22 protein-coding genes and 1 rRNA gene are annotated in these 23,954 nt (G+C 59.2%); 13 read left to right on the top strand and 10 right to left on the bottom strand.

Going from position 1 to position 23,954, the window contains the following annotated elements:
• Nucleotide 1: 1 nt before the first annotated feature.
• Nucleotides 2-442: an RNA polymerase-binding protein DksA gene (dksA, locus tag B9Q17_RS11085; RefSeq protein ID WP_022990237.1), complete on the bottom strand. Its 441-nt coding sequence runs from the start codon at nt 440-442 to the stop codon at nt 2-4.
• A 173-nt stretch (nt 443-615) separates the two neighbouring features.
• Here dksA and sfsA point away from each other — a divergent pair, with 173 nt between their 5' ends.
• Complete coding sequence (gene sfsA, locus B9Q17_RS11090) at nt 616-1,347, top strand: DNA/RNA nuclease SfsA (protein WP_022990238.1); 732 nt, start codon at nt 616-618, stop codon at nt 1,345-1,347.
• A gap of 16 nt (nt 1,348-1,363) precedes the next feature.
• Here sfsA and B9Q17_RS11095 read toward each other — a convergent pair whose 3' ends face one another.
• The gene (locus tag B9Q17_RS11095; RefSeq protein WP_094625259.1) at nt 1,364-2,944 is read right to left on the bottom strand and encodes a bifunctional aminoglycoside phosphotransferase/ATP-binding protein; all 1,581 of its coding nucleotides are present in this window, start codon (nt 2,942-2,944) and stop codon (nt 1,364-1,366) included.
• Between the two features lie 120 nt (nt 2,945-3,064).
• On the opposite strand from B9Q17_RS11095, the gene mrcB reads away from it, so the two are divergent.
• Both mrcB and B9Q17_RS11105 read left to right on the top strand, forming a co-directional pair.
• Complete coding sequence (gene mrcB, locus B9Q17_RS11100) at nt 3,065-5,374, top strand: penicillin-binding protein 1B (RefSeq protein ID WP_094625290.1); 2,310 nt, start codon at nt 3,065-3,067, stop codon at nt 5,372-5,374.
• The gene (locus B9Q17_RS11105; RefSeq protein WP_094625260.1) at nt 5,371-5,961 is read left to right on the top strand and encodes a tetratricopeptide repeat protein; all 591 of its coding nucleotides are present in this window, start codon (nt 5,371-5,373) and stop codon (nt 5,959-5,961) included. The genes mrcB and B9Q17_RS11105 overlap by 4 nt, the downstream gene beginning before the upstream one ends.
• Before the next feature lie 38 nt (nt 5,962-5,999).
• On the opposite strand, the gene B9Q17_RS11110 is transcribed toward B9Q17_RS11105, so the two are convergent.
• Nucleotides 6,000-6,890, bottom strand: coding sequence for a DUF4382 domain-containing protein (locus tag B9Q17_RS11110; RefSeq protein WP_167373024.1), 891 nt, complete (start codon nt 6,888-6,890; stop codon nt 6,000-6,002).
• Nucleotides 6,891-7,091: 201 nt separating this feature from the next.
• Between B9Q17_RS11110 and B9Q17_RS11115 the strand changes: the two genes are divergently transcribed.
• The 4 genes from B9Q17_RS11115 (at nt 7,092) to B9Q17_RS11130 (ending at nt 10,181) form a co-directional block, all read left to right on the top strand.
• A complete protein-coding gene (locus B9Q17_RS11115; RefSeq protein WP_094625262.1) occupies nt 7,092-7,679 on the top strand; it encodes an RNA polymerase sigma factor in 588 nt (195 codons plus the stop codon).
• A 10-nt stretch (nt 7,680-7,689) separates the two neighbouring features.
• Nucleotides 7,690-8,376, top strand: coding sequence for an anti-sigma factor family protein (locus B9Q17_RS11120; protein WP_244177372.1), 687 nt, complete (start codon nt 7,690-7,692; stop codon nt 8,374-8,376).
• Nucleotides 8,373-8,774, top strand: a complete 402-nt coding sequence (locus tag B9Q17_RS11125) for a hypothetical protein (protein ID WP_094625263.1) — start codon at nt 8,373-8,375, stop codon at nt 8,772-8,774. The genes B9Q17_RS11120 and B9Q17_RS11125 overlap by 4 nt, the downstream gene beginning before the upstream one ends.
• Before the next feature lie 84 nt (nt 8,775-8,858).
• On the top strand, nt 8,859-10,181 hold the full coding sequence (locus tag B9Q17_RS11130) for a tetratricopeptide repeat protein (RefSeq protein ID WP_094625264.1): 1,323 nt from the start codon (nt 8,859-8,861) through the stop codon (nt 10,179-10,181).
• A gap of 57 nt (nt 10,182-10,238) precedes the next feature.
• Here the strand turns inward: B9Q17_RS11130 and hemL are convergent, their stop codons facing one another.
• Genes hemL through B9Q17_RS11155 form a run of 5 tightly spaced genes read right to left on the bottom strand, consistent with a single transcriptional unit; the run spans nt 10,239 to nt 15,195 of the window.
• The gene (gene hemL / locus B9Q17_RS11135; RefSeq protein ID WP_094625265.1) at nt 10,239-11,519 is read right to left on the bottom strand and encodes a glutamate-1-semialdehyde 2,1-aminomutase; all 1,281 of its coding nucleotides are present in this window, start codon (nt 11,517-11,519) and stop codon (nt 10,239-10,241) included.
• Between the two features lie 12 nt (nt 11,520-11,531).
• Nucleotides 11,532-12,191, bottom strand: a complete 660-nt coding sequence (thiE, locus tag B9Q17_RS11140) for a thiamine phosphate synthase (RefSeq protein WP_425268620.1) — start codon at nt 12,189-12,191, stop codon at nt 11,532-11,534.
• Nucleotides 12,188-12,949 carry a bifunctional hydroxymethylpyrimidine kinase/phosphomethylpyrimidine kinase gene (gene thiD / locus B9Q17_RS11145; RefSeq protein WP_167373025.1) on the bottom strand — a complete coding sequence of 254 codons (762 nt, stop codon included), beginning with the start codon at nt 12,947-12,949 and terminating at the stop codon, nt 12,188-12,190. The genes thiE and thiD overlap by 4 nt, the downstream gene beginning before the upstream one ends.
• Nucleotides 12,950-12,993: 44 nt before the next feature.
• Nucleotides 12,994-13,416 carry a protoporphyrinogen oxidase HemJ gene (hemJ, locus tag B9Q17_RS11150; protein ID WP_058339886.1) on the bottom strand — a complete coding sequence of 141 codons (423 nt, stop codon included), beginning with the start codon at nt 13,414-13,416 and terminating at the stop codon, nt 12,994-12,996.
• A 3-nt stretch (nt 13,417-13,419) separates the two neighbouring features.
• Nucleotides 13,420-15,195 (bottom strand): chloride channel protein, encoded by a 1,776-nt coding sequence (locus B9Q17_RS11155; RefSeq protein ID WP_058339885.1) that lies wholly within the window; start codon nt 15,193-15,195, stop codon nt 13,420-13,422.
• A 144-nt stretch (nt 15,196-15,339) separates the two neighbouring features.
• Between B9Q17_RS11155 and argC the strand changes: the two genes are divergently transcribed.
• The 4 genes from argC to erpA all read left to right on the top strand — a co-directional run bounded on the left by argC (nt 15,340) and on the right by erpA (nt 17,978).
• Entirely contained in the window at nt 15,340-16,377 is a 1,038-nt protein-coding gene (argC, locus tag B9Q17_RS11160) for an N-acetyl-gamma-glutamyl-phosphate reductase (RefSeq protein ID WP_094625268.1), read from the top strand.
• Nucleotides 16,378-16,388: 11 nt separating this feature from the next.
• A complete protein-coding gene (locus tag B9Q17_RS11165) occupies nt 16,389-17,129 on the top strand; it encodes a DUF6776 family protein (protein ID WP_094625269.1) in 741 nt (246 codons plus the stop codon).
• Nucleotides 17,130-17,133: 4 nt separating this feature from the next.
• A complete protein-coding gene (locus tag B9Q17_RS11170) occupies nt 17,134-17,565 on the top strand; it encodes a bactofilin family protein (RefSeq protein ID WP_022990254.1) in 432 nt (143 codons plus the stop codon).
• Nucleotides 17,566-17,645: 80 nt separating this feature from the next.
• Nucleotides 17,646-17,978 carry an iron-sulfur cluster insertion protein ErpA gene (erpA, locus tag B9Q17_RS11175; RefSeq protein WP_022990255.1) on the top strand — a complete coding sequence of 111 codons (333 nt, stop codon included), beginning with the start codon at nt 17,646-17,648 and terminating at the stop codon, nt 17,976-17,978.
• Nucleotides 17,979-17,982: 4 nt separating this feature from the next.
• Here the strand turns inward: erpA and B9Q17_RS11180 are convergent, their stop codons facing one another.
• Both B9Q17_RS11180 and B9Q17_RS11185 read right to left on the bottom strand, forming a co-directional pair.
• On the bottom strand, nt 17,983-19,083 hold the full coding sequence (locus B9Q17_RS11180) for an anhydro-N-acetylmuramic acid kinase (RefSeq protein WP_094625270.1): 1,101 nt from the start codon (nt 19,081-19,083) through the stop codon (nt 17,983-17,985).
• Nucleotides 19,084-19,085: 2 nt separating this feature from the next.
• Nucleotides 19,086-20,474, bottom strand: a complete 1,389-nt coding sequence (locus tag B9Q17_RS11185) for a M23 family metallopeptidase (RefSeq protein ID WP_094625292.1) — start codon at nt 20,472-20,474, stop codon at nt 19,086-19,088.
• A gap of 308 nt (nt 20,475-20,782) precedes the next feature.
• Between B9Q17_RS11185 and tyrS the strand changes: the two genes are divergently transcribed.
• The gene (gene tyrS, locus B9Q17_RS11190) at nt 20,783-21,985 is read left to right on the top strand and encodes a tyrosine--tRNA ligase (protein ID WP_094625293.1); all 1,203 of its coding nucleotides are present in this window, start codon (nt 20,783-20,785) and stop codon (nt 21,983-21,985) included.
• 377 nt (nt 21,986-22,362) lie between these two features.
• Nucleotides 22,363-23,903, top strand: a 16S ribosomal RNA gene (locus tag B9Q17_RS11195).
• Nucleotides 23,904-23,954 lie beyond the last annotated feature (51 nt).

Raw genomic sequence — 23,954 nt, forward strand, 5'->3', positions numbered from 1 at the left:
ATCAGATGCCAGTCTGGCGCTCGCGGATTTCTGCCAGGGTTTTGCAGTCGATGCAGAGCGTGGCTGTCGGGCGGGCCTCCAGCCGGCGAATACCGATTTCCACACCGCACTGGTCGCAAAAACCGTAGTCGTCTTTGTCGATGCGGTCGATGGTCTGGTCAATCTTCTTGATCAGTTTACGCTCACGGTCCCGTGTGCGCAGTTCCAGGCTGAACTCTTCTTCCTGGGTTGCGCGATCGCTGGGATCCGCGTAATTTGCGGCGTCTTCCTGCATATGGTGCATGGTGCGGTCCACTTCTTCCATCAGCTCCTGTTTCCATTGCAGGAGCAGATCTTTGAAGTGCTGCAGCATGTCAGCACTCATATACTCTTCACCCTTCTTCATTTCATAAGGGGTGAAGTTGGTAAAACGTTCGCGTGGTTGTTCTGCAGTGTTTGCCATTGAACCCGGCCTCTTGTTTGTACTTCACAAGAACGCTTTGCTTCCGCCGCGCCAGCGTGGCTGCGCGGTTTAACCCTGGATAAAGCATTCGTCCTGAATCGGGAGTTTGCGGAAAATAGCAGATAAGTTACGGGGGTGCCAGCCCTGTAACGCCGACTTTATGGGGAGATCACGTGAAGTTTCCTGAACCTTTAGTGGAAGGGCGCCTGATCCGGCGCTACAAACGCTTTCTGGCGGATGTCCGCCTGCCCGGTGGCGAGGAGGTAACCGCTCACTGCCCCAACACCGGTTCCATGCTGGGGTGCCAGCCGGAGAACGCCAGGGTGTGGCTCAGCCGCAGCGACAACCCCAAGCGCAAGCTGCAATACACCTGGGAGCTGGTGGAAACCTCACCCGGGGTGCTGGCCTGTGTGAATACGGCGCGGCCCAATGCCCAGGCCCGGCATGCCATTGAAAGCGGCGTGGTAGAGGAGTTGGCCGGGTACAGTACCGTCCGTAGCGAAGTGCGGTACGGTGAGGAAAAAAGCCGGATTGACCTGCTGCTCTCCGGCCATGCCAGCGAGCCGGATGCCTGGGTGGAGGTCAAGAATGTCACCCTGGCCGAAGGCGGGCGGGGCTATTTTCCGGATGCGGTCACCGAGCGGGGCCAGAAGCACTTGCGTGAGTTGATGGCGCAGGTGGCAAAGGGCGACCGTGGGGTGCTGTTCTTTCTGGTGAACCACACCGGTATCGAAGAAGTACGCCCGGCAGACCACATCGACGCCCGTTATGGCCAGTTACTGCGCCAGGCTTGTGAAGCGGGGGTGGAAGTGGTGGCTTATCGGTCTGCCCTGGCCGGTGACGATGGTAATCCCACCGGCCGGCTGGACCTGACAGAGGCGGTACCGGTCAACCTGGAGCCCTGACCGGTACCCTGAGGGCTTACTGGGCCGGAGTCAGGCCCAGGTGCTGGCGGATACGGTCTGCCACGGCCTCGGCCACATGCTCCTGCTCGGTGTGCAGGTGCACGGTGTGGGTTTTCTCGTCCGTTGTCAGGGGTTCGAACCAGCTTTGCTGGGCATCCAGCAGCTCTTCGGTAGCCTCGGAAGCATCCCCTTTGCGCTTGCGCACCCATGCCCGGCGCAGCTGTTCCGGTGCTTCGCAGTGCAGCAGGGCAAAGGGCACGCCCTGGTTTTCCGCGACACTGGCAAACAGGTTGCGTTCATGTTCCTTCAGGCAGGCGGCATCCACGATCACGGAGGCGCCGGAGGCCAGCAGGTCACCGGCCAGGTTCGCCAGGTGCTGATAGGTTTGCTCTGTTACTTCCGGGCTGTACAGGTCTTCACCCAGGCCTGACTTGCTGCTGTCCAGCGGCCCCAGGCCATGCAAGCGCTTGCGCTCGACATCCGAACGCAGGCGAATCAGCCCCAACTCGCCGGCCATGGCGGCACTCACACAGGTCTTGCCGCTGGCAGAAAGCCCGGTAGTGGCCAGCAGGTAATGGTTGGGAATGGCGCCGTAGTTTTCCGCCAGCTGGGCGTAGCCGCGATAACGCTGCATCAGTTCTTCCCGCTCCTGCTCGTTCAGGCTCGGGTTGCCCATGGTGAACAGGGCAATCTTGGCCCGAACCATGGCGCGGTAGGCTTTGTACAGGGGTAGCAGTGCCAGTCCTTCGAAGTCGCTGCGGTATTCCAGGTAGGTGTTCAGCACCAGGTTGGCCAGCGCCGGTTCGTTCCGGGATTCCAGGTCCATCAGCAGGAAGGCCAGGTCGTTAATCACATCAATCCAGCGGAACGGCTCGTTGAATTCGATGCAGTCGAACACCGTTACCTTGTCGTTGAATACGGTGATATTGGCCAGGTGCAGGTCGCCATGGCACTCCCGCACCAGGCCGTTGGCCCGGCGGCTGGCGATCAGCTCGCGGTGGCGTTCAAAGGTGGTGCGGGTCCAGTCTTCCAGGGCGTCCAGCTGGGTCAGCAGGGCCTTGTCTTCCAGCAGGGGGCGGACCTGGTCGAAGTTCTCCTGCATGGCGGCGTAGACGGCTTCCGGTGTGCCTAGCGGCTTGTCATCGGTAATGGGGGGCAGGCTGTCGTGAAACTGTGCAGCCTGCCTTGCCACGCTGGCCAGCAGCTCGGCCGTCATCTCGCCCCGTTCCTGGCGACGGTCGAACAGCTCGTCCTGGTTGAACTGGCGCATGCGGATGGCGTATTCGAAGGGCTCGCCTGCACCGCCGATTTGCGGTTGCTCCGGGCTGCCCGTGATGGGCAGTACATCCAGGTAAAGCTCCGAGGCCAGCCGGCGGTTAAGCCGAAGCTCCTCTTCGCAGAAGTGTTTGCGGCGTTCGAGGGTCGAGAAATTTAGGAAGCCGAAATCCATGGGCTTCTTGATCTTGTAGGCGTAGTCGCCGGTCAGCAGAACCTGGGAAATATGGGTTTCGATAACCCGAAAATCCTTCACCGGGTGGTCGTACAATTCCGGGTTTTGCAGTGCCTTCACCAGTGTATCCGGGGCGTTCTCGCTCACATTGTTCTCCTGGGTTCCCTGAACTCGTTGATTTTTCTTGGCCTATCATAGCGGGCAGATTACAGAAATAACACATTACAGGCCTGCCGGTCGCCCATGTGGCTTCGTTATAATCGCGGCATGAGTAAATCATCTTCTTCCCGTAAAAAATCTCCCAAATCCCGCTCCGGAAACCGGAAATCCGGCTTCTGGAGCTTCATGTTCCGGGCCGGTGCCCTGGGGCTGGTGTTGCTGGCCGGCTGGATGGTGTACCTGGATGCGGTGGTCACCTCCCGTTTCGAAGGCCGGCGCTTTGAGGTGCCATCCCGGGTGTATGCCCGGCCACTGGAACTGTATGACGGCGCCAGCGTAAGCGCAGGGAGCCTGGTGCGTGAACTGGAGCTGTCCGGTTATCGGCCGGGTGATGGCGTGCGGGCCGGCACTTATCAGCGTAATGGTGGCCGTTTTGTCATCAGTACCCGTGGTTTCCTGTTCCCGGACGGTGAAGAAGCCCGGCGCCGGTTATCGCTGGTGGTGAGTGGCGACCGGGTCAGCTCGTTCTCAGTACTGGCGGGGCCATCGGCTGCGATTGTGCGGCTGGAACCGGCACGCATTGGGGGTATCTACCCGGCCCATCGGGAAGACCGGGTACTGGTGCAACTGGAAGAGGTTCCGGAATTGCTGCCGCTGGGCCTGATGGCGGTGGAAGACCGCCGTTTCTACGATCACTTTGGCGTTGCGCCGCTGTCCATTGCCCGGGCCATGCTGGCCAATATCAAGGCGGGCGGGATTGTTCAGGGCGGCAGTACCCTGACCCAGCAGCTGGTGAAAAACTTCTTCCTGAGCCGGGAGCAGACACTGGTTCGTAAAGGCAACGAAGCCCTGATGTCGATTTTGCTGGAGCTGCATTACGACAAAGACGACATCCTGGAAACCTATCTGAACGAAGTGTATCTGGGGCAGGCGGGCACCCGCAGCATTCATGGCTTCGGCCTGGCCAGCCAGTTCTATTTTGGTGAAAGCCTGAAAGACCTGGCCCCGCACCAGCTGGCACTGTTGATTGGTATGGTAAAAGGCCCCAGCTATTACAATCCTCGCCGACACCCGGAACGGGCCACGTCGCGCCGGAACCTGGTGCTGGATGAAATGGCCGAGGCCGGGCTGCTGGCCGAACCGGAGCTGGCGAAGCAGAAATCACGGCCGCTGGGCGTAAGCGCAAAGCCTTCGTTTACCGAGAACCGTTACCCTGCCTACATCGACCTGGTGCACCGGCACCTGGCCCGGGATTACCAGCAGGAAGACCTGCAGAGTGAGGGGCTGCGTATTTTCACTACACTTGACCCTGCGGTGCAGCATGCTTCGGAAACAGCGGTCAGCAAAACCCTGCCGAAACTGGCCAATGCGGATGAACTGGAAGCCGCACTGGTGGTCACCGCAAAGGATACCGGCGAGGTACTGGCACTGGTGGGTGGCAAGGATCCGCAATTTGCCGGCTTTAACCGGGCGGTGGATGCCCACCGGCCGATGGGTTCTCTGATCAAGCCGTTTGTTTACCTGACCGCCCTGGAACAGCCGGATCGCTACACGCTGATCACGCCGGTGAAAGACCAGGCGTTCACCCTGGAATTCGATGACGGCCGGCTCTGGCAGCCGAAAAACTTTGATAAGGAAGAGCGCGGCGAAGTGCCTTTGCACCTGGCCCTGTCCAAATCCTATAACCTGCCTGCGGTGCGGGTGGGGCTGGATATCGGCATTCCGAATGTTCAGCAAACACTCCGGGATTTCGGGGTGACCACGCCGATATCCGATTACCCGTCGATGCTACTGGGTTCTGTGTCCCTGGCTCCGGTGGATGTGGCCCAGCTGTATCAGGGCCTGGCCACCGGCGGTTTCAACACCCCCTTGCGCACCATTCGGGAAGTGACCGATGCCGACAACGAGCCGTTGTCCCGCTACAACCTGAAAGTAGACCAGGTGGCAGACCCGGCCGCCGTTCACCTGGTGCAGTACGCCATGCAGGAAACCATGCAGGAAGGCACCGGCCGCTCAGCCTACTATACCTTGCCTGGCCAGCTCACCCTGGCCGGTAAGACCGGCACCACCGATGATGGCCGGGATGCCTGGTTTGCCGGCTTCAGCGGCGACTTGCTGGCGGTGGCCTGGGTGGGCCGTGACGACAACGGGCCAACGGTGCTGACCGGCGCCTCTGGCGCGCTGCCGGTGTGGTCATCCATGATGTCGCAGATTCCCCAGCACGGGTTTTCACCGGTAATGCCGGACGGCGTGCAGTATCATTGGGTAGATGCCGAGGCCCAGGCCCTGACCGGTGAGGGCTGTGCCAATGCCCGGCTGGTGCCATTTATCACCGGCAGCGAGCCGGTAATGAGCACAGATTGCAACGGCAATATCGGCCGGCAAATTCGCAGTTGGTTTGAAGGATTGTTCCAATGATAAAAGTAACCAGTATCCGTTTCGCACCGCTTGCCCTGGCGCTGGCCCTGGCGGGCTGTGCCAGCGGCCCCGGTGGTGGCTCCATTTATGTGCCGATGGGCGGCGGCGAACCCTCCCGGGCACCCGAGCCGCCGAGAACTGCGGAGCCTGAACAAAATTCGGAACGGGAGCCGGAGCCTCGTGTCTGGCGCAAAAGCGAAGAGCCCGCCGTGAGCGAGCCGGAACAGCCGTCCCGTACCCCTAGCTACCGGGAATCCGGGGACGCCCTGCCTGCAGCGGCGGTAACCCTGATTCGGGACGCCGACCAGCGTTTGCAACAAGGGGATTCTGCCGGAGCAATCTCCAGTCTGGAGCGGGCACAGCGAATCGCGCCCCGTTCGGCAGAGGTCTATTTCAAGCTGGCAGAAGCCTATGTGGCCGGTGACAACCTGGGAGCGGCGGAGCAGTTCACCCTGAAGGGGCTGTCGCTGGCGGGCAACAACTCAAGCCTGCAGCGTTCAGGCTGGCTGTTGCTGGCGGATATCCGTCGGGCGAGGGGAAATGTTGCGGGGGCCAGCCAGGCGGAGGATCGGGCACGGGCGTTGTAAGGCTGAACGGGGCTGCTAATTGGCAGCCCCGTAATGGTTTAGAAGTTTACAGTGGTTGTTTCTCCAGCCGTTACGGTAGCGTTCTGGCCGTTGGTGAAGTTCAGTTCATCGTCTGATGGGTTGCCTTCCGTATCCTCGATCAGGTCGCTGTCGCAGGTGTAGCTGACCGTGTAGTCACCTTCCGGAATGAAGCTTGCCTGGTAGCTGTACTCCTCTCCATATTCGACTGGCACCACGACCAATGGCTCGTTGGCACTGCCAATGTCATCAGGGGTCTGGTCCGCTCCGGCATGCACATAAATATTGCCCAAGAAACCATCTGTTGTGGCCACGCCCCCGCAAGCCTCAGTGATCAGTTCCGCACTGACTGCGCCGGTAATCGTACCAACCTGGGCGTTATCAACCAGGCGAAGTACCGGCTTCAGCTTGTAACTGTTCGGGTCGTTCTGGGGGTTAACGATCGACTTCCTGGCGTCAAAATCAATGGTGATTGCTACTTCGCCGCCAGCAGGCACCGTGAATCCGCTGGTTTGAATGCCTCGGGCTGAGGGAGTGGTAAGCGGGTTTTCCCCGCCGTCAATCACGATGTTGTTGTTTTCGCCGATTTCCAGTCTTACCCACTGGTACTCGCCGGCATCCAGCTCTTCCCGGTCCAGAAGTGCCTTTACCTGACCATTCTGGTAATCAAGCAGGTTGACCGGCTCGGGAATCTCCAGCTCGTATCTCACCGGAGAGCCATCCTGGTGCTTGAGTACAAGAGCTGTGACTTCGATGTTTACGGCCTCGGCATGGTCTACAGGCGCATCTGTCAGTCCTACCGAAACTGTACCTGTTTGTCCGGTACTGCCTCCGTCGCTGCCACTGCCACCGCAGGCAGCCAGGGCGCCGGCGAGGGCGGAAACTGCGAATACCTTGGTTGAATTCTTCATAAATCCTCCGGTTTGTATTCTTTCCGTTGTAAGTCCGGCGTTGTGGTCGCCAGTATTGAGCTCACGAAGCCGTTGCGGGTGGGGTTCCATCACTTTGATTAACATTTGCACATGTTTTGGCCATAGTGCGTGGCAAGTGCATGGCGGGCGCAGCTGTTATAGACTGCGCGCTTCCCGAAACCGCAACCAGGCAGTCGTTTTTTGGCAATCCTTCCGTTTCGTCCCTCAGCCCAGAAGCGTTTTCAGCGGCTGGTGCAGCCGCACCTGCAAGCTATGCACAGCTTCGCCTGGCGACTGACCGGCAACAGCCAGGATGCCGAAGACCTTGTGCAGGATGTGGTGGTCAAACTTTACCCCCGGCTTGATGAACTCGAATCCGTAGACCAGCTGCGCCCGTGGCTGAACCGGGTTCTGTACCGGCAGTTTATTGATGGCCTGCGCAAGAAGCGTCGCCAGGCGGACCAGCCGGTGAGTGACCTGATGGACGCCGACAGCCAGTCAGACTGGCTGGATTCACTGGAAGCGGACGACCATTCACCGGAACTGGCCCTGGGGCAGGCGCAGCTGGGCCCGATGCTGGACAAGGCGTTGGCACGATTGTCACCGGACCAGCGCACGTTGTTGCTGCTGCACGATGTGGATGGCTGGCGCCAGGAAGACGTTGCCGAGGTGCTGGGTGTGCCGGTGGGAACGGTAAAATCCCGCTTGCACCGGTGCCGGGCCAACCTGCGAAAATTTCTTCAGGAATGCATGGAACCGGAACCCGGTTCCGGGCGTCAGGAACTGTGAGGTGATGACTATGTCCTGTTCGCAAATCCGATCACAATTGCCTGACTTTGTCAGGAATCAGCTGGCTTCCGGGGAGGCGCAGCAGGTGCGCGCGCACCTGGAACACTGCCAGTCCTGTGCCCGGCAGGCAGAGATCGAAGCGGTCCTGAAGGACGAGCTGGCCAGTCGCTATGCGGTACCGGCCGCTTCGGCGGATTTCGAAAGCCGGGTGTTGGCCGCGGCATCCGGTTCCGGTCAGGGCCGCAAGGTTCACCTGGCCTGGGGTGGTGCGGTAGCTGCCGCCCTGGTACTCGGGCTGATGCTGGGGCGTGGAATGCCGGAGCCGGACCCTGTGCCGCAACTGGCCAGTGAGCCGGCGCCGGAGGAGCAGAGTGCTGGCCCGATGCCGGAGCCCGTGGACAGAACGGTACGGCTGGCCTTCACGGCCGGTGAGCCCCTGGATAATGTCACGCTTACCCTGGCGTTGCCGCCCCATGTGGAACTGTCCGGATTGCCGGGCCAGCACCGGGTTAGCTGGCAGGTCAGCCTTGAACAGGGCGATAACGTGCTGGCCCTGCCCCTGAAAATCCTGTTTCCCGGTGCCGGTGAGCTGATTGCAGAACTGGATGCCAACGGGCGACAGAAGGTGTTCCGGGCGGTTGTGCCCCAGCATCCCGGTAACAGTGTGCCCAATGAGCAGGAGGAACCGGCAACATGAGTGTTGGTAAAAACATAACGTTTGGCGGTTGGCTGCTGACCACCAGTTTGCTGGTTGTGGCGCCCTTAGCTGCGGCGAATGACCTGGATGTCACCATGCGTATGGTGGAAGACAGCGAAGACCTGACCAACTCGGTTACCCGCGAAATCCGCCTGCCGGAATTACCGGTGTTGCAGCGCAAGGCAGGCGACCAGGGACGGGCTCGTCCGGATGCTCCGGGGCGTGAAGTGTCAAAAGATGCCCGCGAGCGTGGCCGCGACTTTGGCCAGTCAGTGTCTGAACGGGCCAGGGAAGCGCGGGAAAAAAAGCGGGAACCGGGAATTGACCGGCTGCCACAGCCGGCTCTGGATGCCCGTGAGCGCAAGCCAGATATGCCGCCACAATCGTCACGTCCGTAATTTCTCACTTATGGTAACCTCAAAACCCTGACAGCCCGGCCTTACCCGGGCTTATCTGCTAATCACTAGCCTCGGGGTTTCCTGTTGTTCAGATTCCTGCTTGTTCTGAGCCTGCTGGTACTGGCCGGTGCTGCCTGTGCCAGTGACGATAACTCTGCCGGGCAAGCGATGACCGCCGGTATCGAACAATTCCGCGAAGGCAATTACCCCCTGGCCCGGGAGCACTTTGAGCGCTCGCTGGGGCTGGGTGCCGACACGCCCGCACTCCGCTACAACCTGGGCGTGGTCTGCTACAAAACCGGCGACTATGCCGCGGCCCGTAATCATTTTTCGACGTTACTCAATGGCGACAGCCAGGCCCTGGCCCGTTATAACCTCGGATTGGTGGCACTGGCTGAGGGCCGGACCGGACAGGCCCGCGACTGGTTTGGCCAGGCGGCAGCCGATGACGCACCGGATAAAGTGCGGCAGCTTGCGGAGCGCCAGCTTGCGGACCTTTCAGTTCAGGACAACGCTTCCCGGCAGCAGTCCACGTTGGCCCGACAGGGCTATCTCTCTGCGGGTCTGGGCTACGACAGCAACATGGCCGGGGTGCCCGAGGATTCACCCAGTAATCGCGGCAGCGCCTTTGCCGAGCTGGTGGCGGCTGGCAGCCTTGGCTACCAGGCCACGGAGCGTTGGCGACTGGTTTGGGATGGTGTGCTCTATGGCCAGGACTATCACCACGACAGCGACTATGACACCTCGGTACTGCAGGCTCGGATAACCGCTTTGCAGGTGGTCGATGTCTGGGAACTGGGAATACGTGGGGGCGGCACCAGGGCCTGGCTTGGCGGCGATGAACTGGAAACCCGGGCCGGCCTGGCGTTACTGGCCCGCACCGATGCCTGTGCTGGGGCGGCTCTGTTGCACGGTTGTTCCTTTGAGCTGGCGGCAGAGCAGGTAAACGGCGGCCCCGGATATAGCGCCTACGATGGCCAGTGGTATCTGTTTGAAGCCCGGGCGGACCGGACCCTTGCAGGCTGGTTGCTTGAAGGTTTCTACCGCTGGGAGTCCAACAACCGGGACAATTTCAGCCAGGAAGGCTATGTGGTGAGTGTCTCGCCACGCCACCATGAAATCGGCATCGAGGCGATATACCCGTTACATCCGGATGTGCTGGTAGGCGCCGAGAGCGCGCTGCGGCACAGCCGCTATGATTCACCACACCAGTGGCTGGAACAGGATGTGTTGGTGGAGCGCAGGCGGAAGGACACCCGTCTGGAACTGGGACTGATGGCGGAATACTGGCTGAACCGGCAGTGGCTGGTGCGCAACCAGTGGCTGTATCGCAACCAGGACAGTGGAATTGACCGGTATGACTACGACCGGCATACGCTGACGGTCTCGCTGGAAGGGGTATTCTGAAAGCAACAGGTTGCCCCGGCCCGGTTATGACCCGGGCCGGGACTGATTGCTTACCCGTTACAGGGTAGCCATTACCTTGCGCGCAGCGGCGATGGTGAACTCGATGTCTTCTTCAGACAACGCGGCACACACAAAACCTGCCTCGAACGCAGACGGTGCCAGGTACACGCCTTCGGCCAGCATGCCCTGGAAGAATTTCTTGAAGCGCTCTACGTCACACTCCATGACCTGGTCAAAGCGGGTAACGGAGTCCTCTTTGGTAAAGAAGAATCCGAACATGGCGCCGGCGGATTGAACCGTCAGCGGAATGCCTGCTTCGTCTGCTGCAGCTTTGAAGCCGTCCCGCACCTTGTTGGTCTTCTCGATCAGTTTGTCGTGGAAGCCGGGCTCGGAAATGGCATTCAGGGTGGTCAGGCCGGCGGTCATGGCCAGCGGGTTACCGCTGAGGGTGCCTGCCTGGTACACCGGGCCCAGCGGAGAGATGTGCTCCATGATTTCCCGCTTGCCGCCGAAGGCGCCGACTGGCAGGCCGCCACCGATCACTTTGCCCAGTGCGGTCAGGTCCGGGGTGATGCCGTAGTAACCCTGGGCTCCGCCGAGGGAAACTCGGAAACCGGTCATCACTTCGTCGAAAATCAGTACGGTGCCGTGCTCGTCACACACTTCCCGCAAACCTTCCAGGAAGCCCGGGACCGGCGGGATACAGTTCATATTGCCGGCCACCGGCTCCACGATGATCGCGGCAACCTGGTCGCCGATCTCTTTGAACGTTTCCCTTACGCTGTCGATGTCGTTGTAGGTAAGGGTAATGGTGTGCTCGGCCAGGCTGGCCGGGATGCCCGGGGAGTTGGGCACACCCAGGGTCAGGGCGCCGGAACCGGCTTTCACCAGCAGCGAGTCCACGTGGCCGTGGTAGCAGCCTTCAAACTTCACAATCTTGTCGCGGCCGGTGTAGCCACGGGCCAGGCGAATGGCGCTCATGGTGGCCTCGGTGCCGGAGTTGACCATGCGCACCAGCTCAATGGACGGCACCAGTTCGCACACCTTCTTGGCCATCTCGGTTTCGATGGCGGTAGGCGCGCCGTAGCCAACGCCAAGGTCGACCTGGGCGTGCAGTGCCGCTTTGATGCGCGGGTCAGAATGACCCAGGATCATCGGGCCCCAGGAGCCGATGTAATCGATGTAGCGCTTGCCGTCTTCATCGTAAAGGTAGGCGCCTTCGGCATGGTTGAAAAACACCGGGGTGCCGCCCACGCCACGGAATGCCCGTACCGGTGAGTTAACGCCGCCGGGGATGTATTTCTGGGCCTGTTCAAACAGATCTTCAGAATGAGTCACAGTGAGCTCCTGTCAGTCGGAATGTGTGTAAAGCGGATGGTGCCGGGCAAACAGCTGGCAGAATTGCTTTGCCCGGGTTTCAATCTCGGTTGGGGTGCCGCCGAACAGACCGCCGACCACGGCCAGCAGGTCTGCGCCGGCCAGAATCAGCGGCTCGGCGTTATCGGCGGTTATGCCGCCAATGGCGGTAATTGGTAAGGCCAGTGTCCTGGCTTCGGTCAGTACGGTTGCCTCGGCCGCCGGCGCCCCGGGCTTGGTGCCGGAGTTGTAGAAGCGGCCAAAGGCCAGGTAATCGGCGCCGGCGGATTTTGCTGCCCGGGCCAGTTCAAGGCGATGATGGCAGGTGATGCCGATAATCGCCTCCGGGCCCAGCAGGCGCCGGGCTTCGTCCGGAGCACCGTCGTCCTGGCCCATGTGAACGCCTGCCGCGCCAACCCGGTGTGCCAGCTGCGGGTCGTCGTTGATCAACAGGGGTACGCCGGCGTTGCGGCACAGGCTGTTGAGGTCTGTAGCCTGGCGCAGCCGTTCTGCAGACGAGGATCCCTTGTCCCGGTATTGCACCAGCACGGCACCACCGCGCAGCGCGGCTTCAACGGAATCCAGCAGGGTTTCCGGGGGCGTCAGCCGGTTGTCGGTGATGGCATACAGCCCCGGTTGCAGCTTCTGGCTCAGCGTTCCCACAGGATGCCCCGATCCGGAATTCGCTGGCCCTGGCCCACGCTGAGGGCGTGCAGCAGGGTGCGGTGTACATAGTTCTGGGCCTGGGAGATGGACGCCCGGGCTGATAACCCACTGGCCATCCCGGTGGCAATGGCGGCAGCCAGGGTGCAACCCGTACCGTGGTATTCGTTACTGCCAACCCGCTCGACTTCCCAGTGCATGGGTTCCGGGGAGTGGTTGTACAGGGTGTTGGTAATGTGAATGCCGGTGCCGTGGCCGCCGGTTGCCAGTACGGAGCGACAGCCGGCTTGCAGCAGGTTCAGGGCGGCCTGGTCGGCATCATCGCTGCCGCCGAGTTGTGTCAGCTCTTCGCCGTTCGGGGTGATCATTTCCGCGCGAGGGAACAGTTTGTCCTTCATGGCCTGGACCAGCTCGTCATCGGCCAGGTCGCCACCACCGGCGGCCTTGATGACCGGATCGACAATCAGGGGCAGTTCGTCATCCTGGCTGTCCAGGAAGTCCTTCAGTACAGCGACAATGGCGGCGTTGCCCAGGGCTCCGGTTTTTACCGCGTGGATGGTGATGTCCTTGTCCAGGCACTGCAATTGCTGGCGGATCAGCTGGGCGTCAACGGCTTCGGCGCCATACACGTTGTGGGTATCTTGTACCGTCAGGCAGGTAACAACCGGTAACGGGTGGCCGCCCAGTGAGGTAATGGCCTGGATGTCAGCCTGGATGCCGGCACCGCCGGAAGGATCCAGGCCAGACAGTACAAGAACGTGGGGGCGGGTGTAATTGTTAATGCTGTGCCTCCTCAGAAAGGTTTAACAACGGCCAGGATCACCACGGCCAGCAGGATAAATACCGGGATTTCGTTGAACCAGCGGTAGAACACATGGCTGCGGTGGTTTTTGTCATCACGGAACACCTTCACCAGGTGGCCGCAATAGAAGTGGTAGACAATCAGCAGGGTCACCAGTAACAGCTTTACGTGTAACCAGCCCTGGCTGAAATAACCGGATACGTTATAGCTGAGCAGCCATACACCAAAGATCACCGTGGCAATCATCGAGGGTGTGGTAATGCCGCGGTACAACTTGCGCTCCATGATCTTGAAGCGTTCCTGCCCGGGCTTGTCTTCGCAAGCTGCGTGATACACAAACAGCCTGGGCAAGTAGAAGATGCCGGCAAACCAGCACACCAGGGAAATTATGTGGAAGGCTTTAACCCACAGCATCTGTCAGCTCCGTCGGTATTGGTAATAACTTTCGATATCGGATTGAAGTACCACACCATAAACCCGCTGGATCATCGGAGCCACATGGCGTTGTACGTATAGCGCTTCGGCCTGGGAGTTGTCGAACTCGTTCAGGGCTTCTTCCAGGGTGGCCTGGTATTGTACCGGGGCAACGTCCCGCCGGTTAGCCGGAATCTCCATCAGGTCAACCGTCTCCGGCGCCTCTATACCTTCTTCGGCCACCTGCTTGGCGGTGTCTTCAAGGTAGCGGGCCAGGTCTACCGCCGGCAGCAGTGCGGTGGGGCCGTTGCTGCCGTCGATCAACAGCCACTTGGGTTCGGACTTGAGCGCCTTCCTGGCTTCCTCAACCGTCAGTTCCCGTTCTGTGCGCAGAATGCTCCTGTCCATGATGGCGCCCACGGAAACCCGGCGCAGGGCCTGGATCACCGGGGAGTTCTGGTAGCTGAGCCCCTGGCTTTTCAGGATCGTCAGGAACAGCGATTTCTTGCCGAAGGCTTCACTGGTTACCAGGCTGGCGGTGGTAATGATCAGCATGCCCGGCAGTATGATATTCGGGTTACGGGTAAGTTCCATGAGCGCCATCAAGGCCGCCAGCGGAGCCTGCAGCACGGCTCCCATCATGGCGCCCATTCCCAGCATGGCGTAGAAACCCACAGATGATGCCTGCTCCGGAAAAATCTGGGCCCCGATCAGCCCCATGGCACCGCCGAGGGTGGCGCCCATAAACACCGTGGGGCCGATCACCCCGCTGGGCATGCCCAGGCCGATGGAAATGCCGGTAATGATCAGCTTGGCGGCACCCACTCCGAGCAGCAGCCAGAACGCCAGTTCGCCGTGAATGGTCTGGCTGACCGTGTCGTAGCCGATGCCCATGGTTTCCGGGATGAATACAGCAAAAGGCACCATCAGCAGGCCGGCCATGGCAATGCGCAACAGCACCGGCCGGTGATGGAAACGCCCCATGCTGTCCACCAGCTGGATAAACGCCGCTGCAGCAATGCCGATAATCACCGCAATGGCGATAATCCAGGGAATTTCCAGCATCGAGTTCATGGTCAGGGCAGGCACGCTGAACGCCGGTTCGGAACCGTAAACCACCTGGGTGACAATGGCGGCGCTCACAGCGGCCAGGATGATGGGGGTAAATCCGGCAATGGTGTATTCCATCATCACCACTTCCATGGCGAAGATAACGCCGGAAATGGGCGTGTTGAACGAGGCGGAAATGGCCGCTGCACAGCCACAGGCCACCAGGGTACGAATGCTGTTGTTGGGCAGGCGCATCCACTGGCCGAGCAGGCTGGAAAACGCAGCCCCCAGGTGCACCGCCGGGCCTTCCCGGCCGGCGGACTGGCCACTGACCACGGTCGCCACCCCGGCGACAAACTGCACCACGGCACTGCGGAATGAAATGTAGCCCTGGTGGTAATTCAGGCGCTCCATGATGTGCACAATCCCGACCTTGCGATCGTGGATGGCGAGCCGGTGCAGCAGCAGCCCGAGCCCCAGCGCGCCGGCCAGGGGCAGAAGGCCCCGGGTAAGGATATCCAGTTGCTCGAAGTTCTCGGAACCGGTCCCCGGCAGGAAGTGCTCCAGCGGCCATTCGATGGCGAGGCGGAACAGCAGGATGACCACACCGGTGACAATGCCGGATAACAGGCCCAGAACTGCCAGTTGGGGCAGGGCATCCACACCGGACAGTCTCCGCCGGAAAACGGGGATCAGGTGTTCGGTAATCTGTTGCCTGATACTACGCATTGGCGCGGGATTCCGGTAGCTGACACGGCATGGTCAATGGGTTTGAGCGGACATTGTAGCTTCGGGTCTGAAGGCTGCAATAAGTCCTTGGATTATCATGGTAGACTACAGGCAAATTCTGGCCAGAACACCTTGGAGATTAGTGTGATAAAGACAGGCATTGTGGGTGGTACCGGATACACAGGTGTGGAACTGCTGAGAATCCTCGCAGTTCATCCGGAAGCGGAAGTTACCTGCATCACTTCCCGTTCAGAAGCCGGCATGCCGGTGGCTGATATGTACCCCAACCTGCGTGGTCACTATGACCTGGCTTTCTCCGAGCCGGACCCCGCGGTACTGGCTGAGTGCGACTTGGTCTTCTTCGCCACGCCCCACGGTGTAGCCATGCGCGCAGTGCCAGAGCTGATGAAAGCCGGCGTGCGTGTGGTGGATCTTTCGGCGGATTTCCGCCTGAAAGACCTGGATGTCTGGGCCGACTGGTACGGCATGCCCCATGAAAGCCCGGAGTGGGCAGAGAAAGCTGTTTACGGCCTGCCGGAAGTGGTTCGTGATGAAATCCGCCAGGCGCAGCTGGTGGCTAATCCCGGTTGTTATCCGACAGCCGTGCAGCTTGGCTTCCTGCCATTGCTGGAGTCCGGGCTGGTGGATCCGTCCCGGTTGATTGCCGATGCCAAGTCCGGTGCCAGCGGTGCCGGCCGGCAGGGCAAGATCGGCATGTTGCATGGTGAAGTTGGGGAAAGCTTCAAGGCCTATGGTGCTTCCGGGCACCGTCACCTGCCGGAAATCCGTCAGGGCCTGAGCCAGGCCGCAGGAACCGGCGTGGGTGTTACCTTTGTGCCCCACCTGGTGCCGATGATTCGCGGTATTGAAGCAACACTGTACGCCGAGTTGTCTGATGCCGCCGATTTCGACCGCCTGCAGGCGCTGTATGAAGAGCGGTACCGCAACGAGCCGTTCGTGGATGTCATGCCCTTCGGCAGCCACCCGGAAACCCGCAGTGTGCGCGGCGCCAACAGCTGCCGTATGGCCCTGCACCGCCAGGAACAGAGCAACATCGTGATTGTAACCTCGGTGATCGACAACCTGGTGAAGGGTGCCGCCGGGCAAGCGGTACAGAACATGAATATCATGTTTGGCCTGGATGAGACCCAGGGGCTGCAAGCACCGGCATTGCTGCCCTGAGGCTCTGAGTTGTGAGCGACACGCGTAAACCTTCCGAAGAATATGTTGTTATCCGCCACCGGCCGGGCCACCGCCTGCGCCGGACGGTGATTCTGCTCACCTTTACCGTGGTTGCTGCCGTGGCAGGCTACGTGGCCGGGCTGGCTCAGGGCGGCTTTCGGCTGTCTTCGGTCGAGGCATCCAGCGAGCAACTGGTGGAAGAAGTAGAGACGTTGCGGGGCCAATATCGTGAGGCCCGGCAGAACATGGTCAACCTGGAGCGGGGTCGGGCGATTGACGAGCACGCGCTCCGGGAAGCCCGGAACACTATGGTCAACCTGGAAACCCGGATTTCCGAGCTGGAAGCGGACCTGACCTTCTACCGCAACATCATGGCACCCTCAGAAACGGCCGAGGGCCTGCAGGTAGACCGCTTTACCCTGCTGCCCGGGCGGGACAATCGGGCCTTCAATTTCAAGCTGGTGCTGACCCAGGTGGGAGATAACAAAAGCTACATTTCCGGGGTTGTGGCGGTGAATGTTATCGGTAACCTTGACGGCGAAAAAGAAGTGATCGCGCTGCGGGACCTGTCCGATGAAATCGAAGACCTCGGCGTGGCATTCCGGTTCCGGTATTTTCAGGATGTAGAAGGCAGCCTGATGCTTCCTGAAAACTTTGAACCCCTTGAAATCCAGGTAGTGGCTCAGGCTGAAGGGCGCAAGGCGTCACAGGCTGAACGCACCTTCGACTGGCAACAGATAGCGGAGTACTGAATAGATGATGGGCAAGAAAAAACAGAAACCGCGCCGCGCGACCGGGCAGTTCGATACCCTGATCTCGTCCCGGACCACCATCGAAGGTGATGTGCACTTTTCCGGTGGCCTGCATGTGGACGGCAAGATTCGCGGCCGGGTCATTGCCGAGGAAGGCAGTGACGCGGTAGTCCGAGTGTCGGAAGTTGGCGAGATCACCGGCGATGTGATTGCCCCGCACATCATCATCAATGGCCAGGTGAAGGGTGACGTGCGTTCCTCTGCCCACCTTGAGCTGGCGGAAAAAGCGTCGATCACCGGTAATGTCTATTACAAACTGGTCGAAATGGCCATGGGGGCTTCGGTAAACGGCAACCTGGTTCGGGAAACCGAAAACAGTGGCCTGCTGACTCATGACGGCGCAAAGGCCGAAGCCGATGAGGGTAAATCCGAATAGTTGATTGTTTTAGTCAGGAATACCATAATCGTGAGTCAGTCATACGTTGCCGGAGGCAGATCTTGAGTGTAGTCCAACAAATGGCCACCCCGTTGTTCTTCAGTGACAACGCCGTCGCCAAAGTGCGTGAGCTGATCGAGGAAGAAGAGAATCCTGGTCTCAAGCTGCGCGTATTTGTTACGGGCGGTGGTTGCTCCGGATTCCAGTATGGTTTCTCGTTTGATGAGAACCAGGAAGACGACGATACGGTGATCGAGCGGGACGGCGTGAAACTGCTGGTGGACTCCATGAGCTACCAGTACCTGGTTGGCGCAACCATCGATTACCAGGAAGGACTGCAGGGCTCTCAGTTCGTGGTACAAAACCCGAACGCCAGTTCCACCTGCGGTTGTGGTAGTTCCTTCTCTATCTGAGCATTCAGGCCGGGTAAATCGCGCCCAGAATTCTTTCCCCTGAAGCGCCTGTTACCTCAGGCAGATTTCCCGGCAGGCCGGCTATGGTTTGCCGGGCCAGCCAGGCAAACGCTACCGGTTCCACCCATTGCGGATCCAGCCCCAGCTCTGCAGTTGTGGCCAGGTGTACCGACCCCAAACCCAGTCTCAACTCATTCATCAATACCGGATTGAAGGTGCCGCCGCCGCAGGCGAACACTGCCATATCGGCATTCTCCTGGGGCAGTTGCTGGAGGATAGTGGTTATGGTCAGTTGTAGCAGGGTTCTTTGCACGTCTTCCGGTGGCAAATCCGGAAAACGCTGAAGGTGGGTGTGAATCCAGTCGAGATTGAAGCGTTCCTTGCCGGTGCTCTTGGGCGGAGCCTTGCTGAAATAGGCATCTGATAACAGGCTGGCCAGAAGGTCCGGGTTAGTGGCACCTTCATGGGCCCAGTGGCCGTTCTCATCATAGTGGCGGCCGGTCTGGTCCAGGCACCAGGCATCGAGCAGTGCGTTCGCCGGCCCGGTATCAAAACCGATAACCGGTTTGCGTTGCCCCGCAGGGAGCCAGGTGATGTTCGCAATGCCCCCAAGATTCAAAATGCAGCGATCCTGCTGCGCCGAACCGAACAGCCAGCGATGAAAGGCCGGAACCAGGGGGGCACCCTGGCCATGGGCGGCCATGTCCCGCGAACGGAAATCGGCAACGGTGGTTATGCCGGTGGCCTCAGCAATCCAGGCAGCATTGCCAATCTGCATGGAGAAAGGCGCGGCGCCGGACGGTTGGTGGCGGATAGTCTGCCCGTGGCTGCCGATGGCGCGGATCTCTTGCGGGTTGACTCCGGACTGGTGGATAAGGTCGCTGGCGGCCTTGGCAAAGTGCTGGCCGGTGAGGGTGTCCAGTTCGCCAATTTCATCCGGGTCGGCCTGATTGCGCACCGCCTGCAGCAGGCGGTGGCGAAGTTGTTCAGGGTAAGGCAGGGAGAGCGTGCTGTGGATGTTTACGCCTGGCTCGCCGAAGGACACCAGCACAGCATCGACTGAGTCCATGCTGGTGCCTGACATCAGGCCGAGCCAGAATGTCATGATCAGTTATCCGAAGCGAATGCCAGCTGGCGGCCACTTTCGCGGAACACATTGAACTGCGCCAGGCGCTGTTCGGTAAACTGCTTGAAGCGGGCCATCTCGGTGCTGGGCACCGGCTGGGCGTCTGGCAGTTTTACGGTCCGGGAGTTCTTGGCTACGCCATTGATCCGGAACTCGTAGTGCAGGTGCGGGCCGGTAACCATGCCGGATGAGCCAACGTGGCCGATGGTCTGCCCCTGTTTTACCCGGGTTCCGTTCTTGATGCCTTTACCCAACTTGCTCATGTGGGCGTACAGGGTGGAAATGTTGTCACCATGCTGGAGAACAACGGTGCGGCCATAGCCGCCTTTCCAACCGGCAAACTGAACACGACCGTTACCGGCGGCTTTGATCGGTGTGCCCGGAGGCGCTGCGTAGTCTGTGCCTTCATGGGGGCGCACCACGTCCAGAACCGGGTGCCGGCGCTGCAGGTTAAAGGGCGACGATACCCGGGCGTTGATCGGTACCCGCAGGAACGCCTTGCGCATGCTCTGGCCTTCCGGTGTGTAATAGTCGCTGTCACCGTTGGTGTCGGTGTACAGCAGGGCAACGTTTTCTTTGCCCCGGTTGATAAAGCGGGCAGACAGAATGCGGCCGGTATTGAACTTTTCACCATCTACATACAGCTCTTCGTAGACCACTTCAAAGCTGTCGCCTTTGCGAACATCGTAAACAAAATCGATATCCCAGCCGAAAATACCGGCCAGTTCCATGGTCAGGCGGTCATCAAGGCCGGCATCGCGGGCTGCCAGGTAAAGGGAGCCGTCGATAACGCCGGTTGCAAACGCCGGACGGGCTTCCGGTTCGCGGATGTCGGTTTCGCCAACAAAGCCGGAATCGGTCTTTTCAATCTTCAGGGTTTCCAGCAGGCTGCGTTGCAACTCGATAGCGGCCAGGCTGCCTTCGTCATCGATGCCGAAGCGGATATGCTCACCGGCGTACAGGCGCTGAAGCTTGTCGGCTTCGCCGTCACCGTGAATGACGGAAAGCATCACGCCATCGTTAAAGCCGGCCTTTTTGAACAGGGACGACAGCGTCTCGCCGGATTTGATATCAAACTCTTTCCAGTTCAGCGTTGGCTCGGCGTCAACAAGCGCGGGCACTTCGCTAGTGGCCGGCAGTTCTGCTGTCTCAGCTGCGGTTTCCGAGGCAGCTTCGGCAGGCTCCGGCTGTTTGGTAGCTTGCTTGATAGGAACCGGGTTGCCCAGTGCGGCACCCTGTTCAAGGTCGATGGTGTAAGACATGCGCCGGGCTTCAACATCGGCGCTTGGGCTCATGAGCGCAGCGGTGGTAACAACCACGGTGGCGGCTGCAGCCAGAGTAATATGTGTCTTGGGAAATTTTTTCAGCACGTGGCTCACCCGTTTTAATCGGTATTCCAGTAATTTGTGCCGGCTAATTAAAGCGCCAGTTCAAGTATAGACCATCAGATTACCGCATATGACATAAACAGGACAGTGCGCAACATTACAGTTCGCGCCTTTGGTTGGTCGTACAACCTGCTATGCCACTGATATAATGCCGGCCTTATTATATTCAGTCTGATCGATTTGTGATCAATGGCTACTTTACCAAGGGAGCCGGTAACACGCAGATTTCTTTTGTAGATCTCTGTAACCGGCGGGCCCTGTTGCACCTAAAAACTGGGGACAAAAGGTTCATGGCATCATTAGACGAAGCGTTGGCTATCATCAAGCGCGGTATTGACGAGCTGATTCCCGAAGAGGAACTGGTTGAAAAGTTAAAGGAAGGTCGCCCCCTGCGGGTAAAGGCCGGCTTTGACCCCACTGCGCCGGACCTCCATTTTGGCCATACTGTACTTATCAATAAGCTTCGTCAGTTCCAGGACCTCGGCCATGAGGTGATTTTCCTGATCGGCGACTTCACCGGCATGATCGGTGACCCGACCGGAAAAAGTGCAACCCGCCCGCCGCTCACCGAAGAGCAGGTGCGCCAGAATGCGATCACCTATAAAGAACAGGTGTTCAAGATCCTGGATCCCGTCAGGACCCGGGTTGTGTTCAACTCCGAATGGATGAGCAAGATGTCTGCGGCTGACATGATCCGGCTGGCGGGTCAGTATACCGTTGCCAGGATGCTGGAGCGGGACGACTTCACCAAGCGTTACCGTTCCGAGCAGCCGATTGCAATCCACGAGTTCCTGTATCCGCTGATTCAGGGCTATGACTCGGTCGAGTTGAAGGCTGATATCGAGCTCGGCGGTACCGACCAGAAGTTCAACCTACTTATGGGTCGGATTCTTCAGAAGCACTATGGTCAGAAGCCGCAGGCGATTCTCACAGTACCTATTCTGGAAGGGCTTGATGGCGTCCAGAAGATGTCCAAGTCTCTGGGCAACTATATAGGTGTGAGTGATTCTCCGGGTGAGATGTACACCAAGCTGTTGTCCATGCCGGATGAATTGCTGTGGCGTTATTTCGAATTGCTCAGCTTCCGCCCGATGGCGGAAATTGAAGAATATCGTGCTGCTGTAGCGGCAGGGGCCAATCCCCAGGACTACAAAAAAGTGTTGGCCGAAGAGCTGATCACTCGCTTCCACGATGAGGAAGCTGCAAAAACTGCGCATAAATCGGCGGGCAACCGGGTGGCCCTGGGTGAGATTCCGGAAAATGTTCCGGTAGTCGAAGTTTCGCTGGAAGGGCAGGAAGGTCTGCCAATGCCGGCGGTGCTGCGTTTGGCAGGGTTGGTCAAGAACGGCGCGGCCGCCCGGGATGTGTTGGGTCGCGGTGCTGTTTATATAGATGGTGCACAGTTTGAAGGCGAGCGGATGTTTGCCGAAGGTGATGACTGCGTTATCCAGGCGGGCAAGAAGAAGATCGCGCGGGTGGTAATTGTTGCCTGAATAAGGAGGGGGGAACGGCCAGTCTGAATTTTTTCAAATTGGCCGTTGACTCCTGCGGCCAGGTCTGTAAAATGCGCATCTCGCTTGAGGGGCAACGCCGGAAACGGGGCAAAACCTCAGCGATAACCGATTGAAAGTATTCGAAAAATCGCTTCAGAAATTATTCGAAATCAACGGTTGACAAGGCGGCGGAACGATGTAGAATACGCGGCCTTGATTGAGCAACACAGCTCAAACGCTCTTTAACAAGTTAACCAAGTAATTCGTGTGGGCGCTGGCCGAGGTATTTCGGATACGAAATATCAGGACAGTGACTCGTCGAAAATTGAGTTTTGTCTTGAGCAAGAATTAAGAACTTTCGAGTTCTTGTATGATTTAAACTGAAGAGTTTGATCATGGCTCAGATTGAACGCTGGCGGCAGGCTTAACACATGCAAGTCGAGCGGTAACAGGGGGTGCTTGCACCCCGCTGACGAGCGGCGGACGGGTGAGTAATGCTTAGGAATCTGCCCAGTAGTGGGGGACAACAGTCGGAAACGGCTGCTAATACCGCATACGCCCTACGGGGGAAAGCAGGGGATCTTCGGACCTTGCGCTATTGGATGAGCCTAAGTCGGATTAGCTAGTTGGTGGGGTAAAGGCCTACCAAGGCGACGATCCGTAGCTGGTCTGAGAGGATGATCAGCCACATCGGGACTGAGACACGGCCCGAACTCCTACGGGAGGCAGCAGTGGGGAATATTGGACAATGGGGGCAACCCTGATCCAGCCATGCCGCGTGTGTGAAGAAGGCTTTCGGGTTGTAAAGCACTTTCAGCGAGGAGGAAGGCCTTAAAGTTAATACCTTTAAGGATTGACGTTACTCGCAGAAGAAGCACCGGCTAACTCCGTGCCAGCAGCCGCGGTAATACGGAGGGTGCAAGCGTTAATCGGAATTACTGGGCGTAAAGCGCGCGTAGGTGGTTTGGTAAGCGAGATGTGAAAGCCCCGGGCTTAACCTGGGAACGGCATTTCGAACTGTCAGACTAGAGTGTGGTAGAGGGTAGTGGAATTTCCTGTGTAGCGGTGAAATGCGTAGATATAGGAAGGAACACCAGTGGCGAAGGCGGCTACCTGGACCAACACTGACACTGAGGTGCGAAAGCGTGGGGAGCAAACAGGATTAGATACCCTGGTAGTCCACGCCGTAAACGATGTCAACTAGCCGTTGGGACTCTTGAAGTCTTAGTGGCGCAGCTAACGCACTAAGTTGACCGCCTGGGGAGTACGGCCGCAAGGTTAAAACTCAAATGAATTGACGGGGGCCCGCACAAGCGGTGGAGCATGTGGTTTAATTCGACGCAACGCGAAGAACCTTACCTGGCCTTGACATCCAGAGAACTTTCCAGAGATGGATTGGCGCCTTCGGGAACTCTGAGACAGGTGCTGCATGGCCGTCGTCAGCTCGTGTCGTGAGATGTTGGGTTAAGTCCCGTAACGAGCGCAACCCCTATCCTTGGTTGCTAGCAGGTAAAGCTGAGAACTCCAGGGAGACTGCCGGTGACAAACCGGAGGAAGGTGGGGATGACGTCAGGTCATCATGGCCCTTACGGCCAGGGCTACACACGTGCTACAATGGCGCGTACAGAGGGCTGCCAACTCGCGAGAGTGAGCCAATCCCTTAAAACGCGTCGTAGTCCGGATCGGAGTCTGCAACTCGACTCCGTGAAGTCGGAATCGCTAGTAATCGCGAATCAGAATGTCGCGGTGAATACGTTCCCGGGCCTTGTACACACCGCCCGTCACACCATGGGAGTGGATTGCACCAGAAGTAGTTAGTCTAACCTTCGGGAGGACGATTACCACGGTGTGGTTCATGACTGGGGTGAAGTCGTAACAAGGTAGCCGTAGGGGAACCTGCGGCTGGATCACCTCCTTAAACGAAGCCGAATGCTTCGGTCAGAGTCCACACGAATTACTTGGTTGGCTA

This window comes from Marinobacter vinifirmus (assembly GCF_002258215.1).
In the GTDB taxonomy this organism is placed as follows: domain Bacteria; phylum Pseudomonadota; class Gammaproteobacteria; order Pseudomonadales; family Oleiphilaceae; genus Marinobacter; species Marinobacter vinifirmus.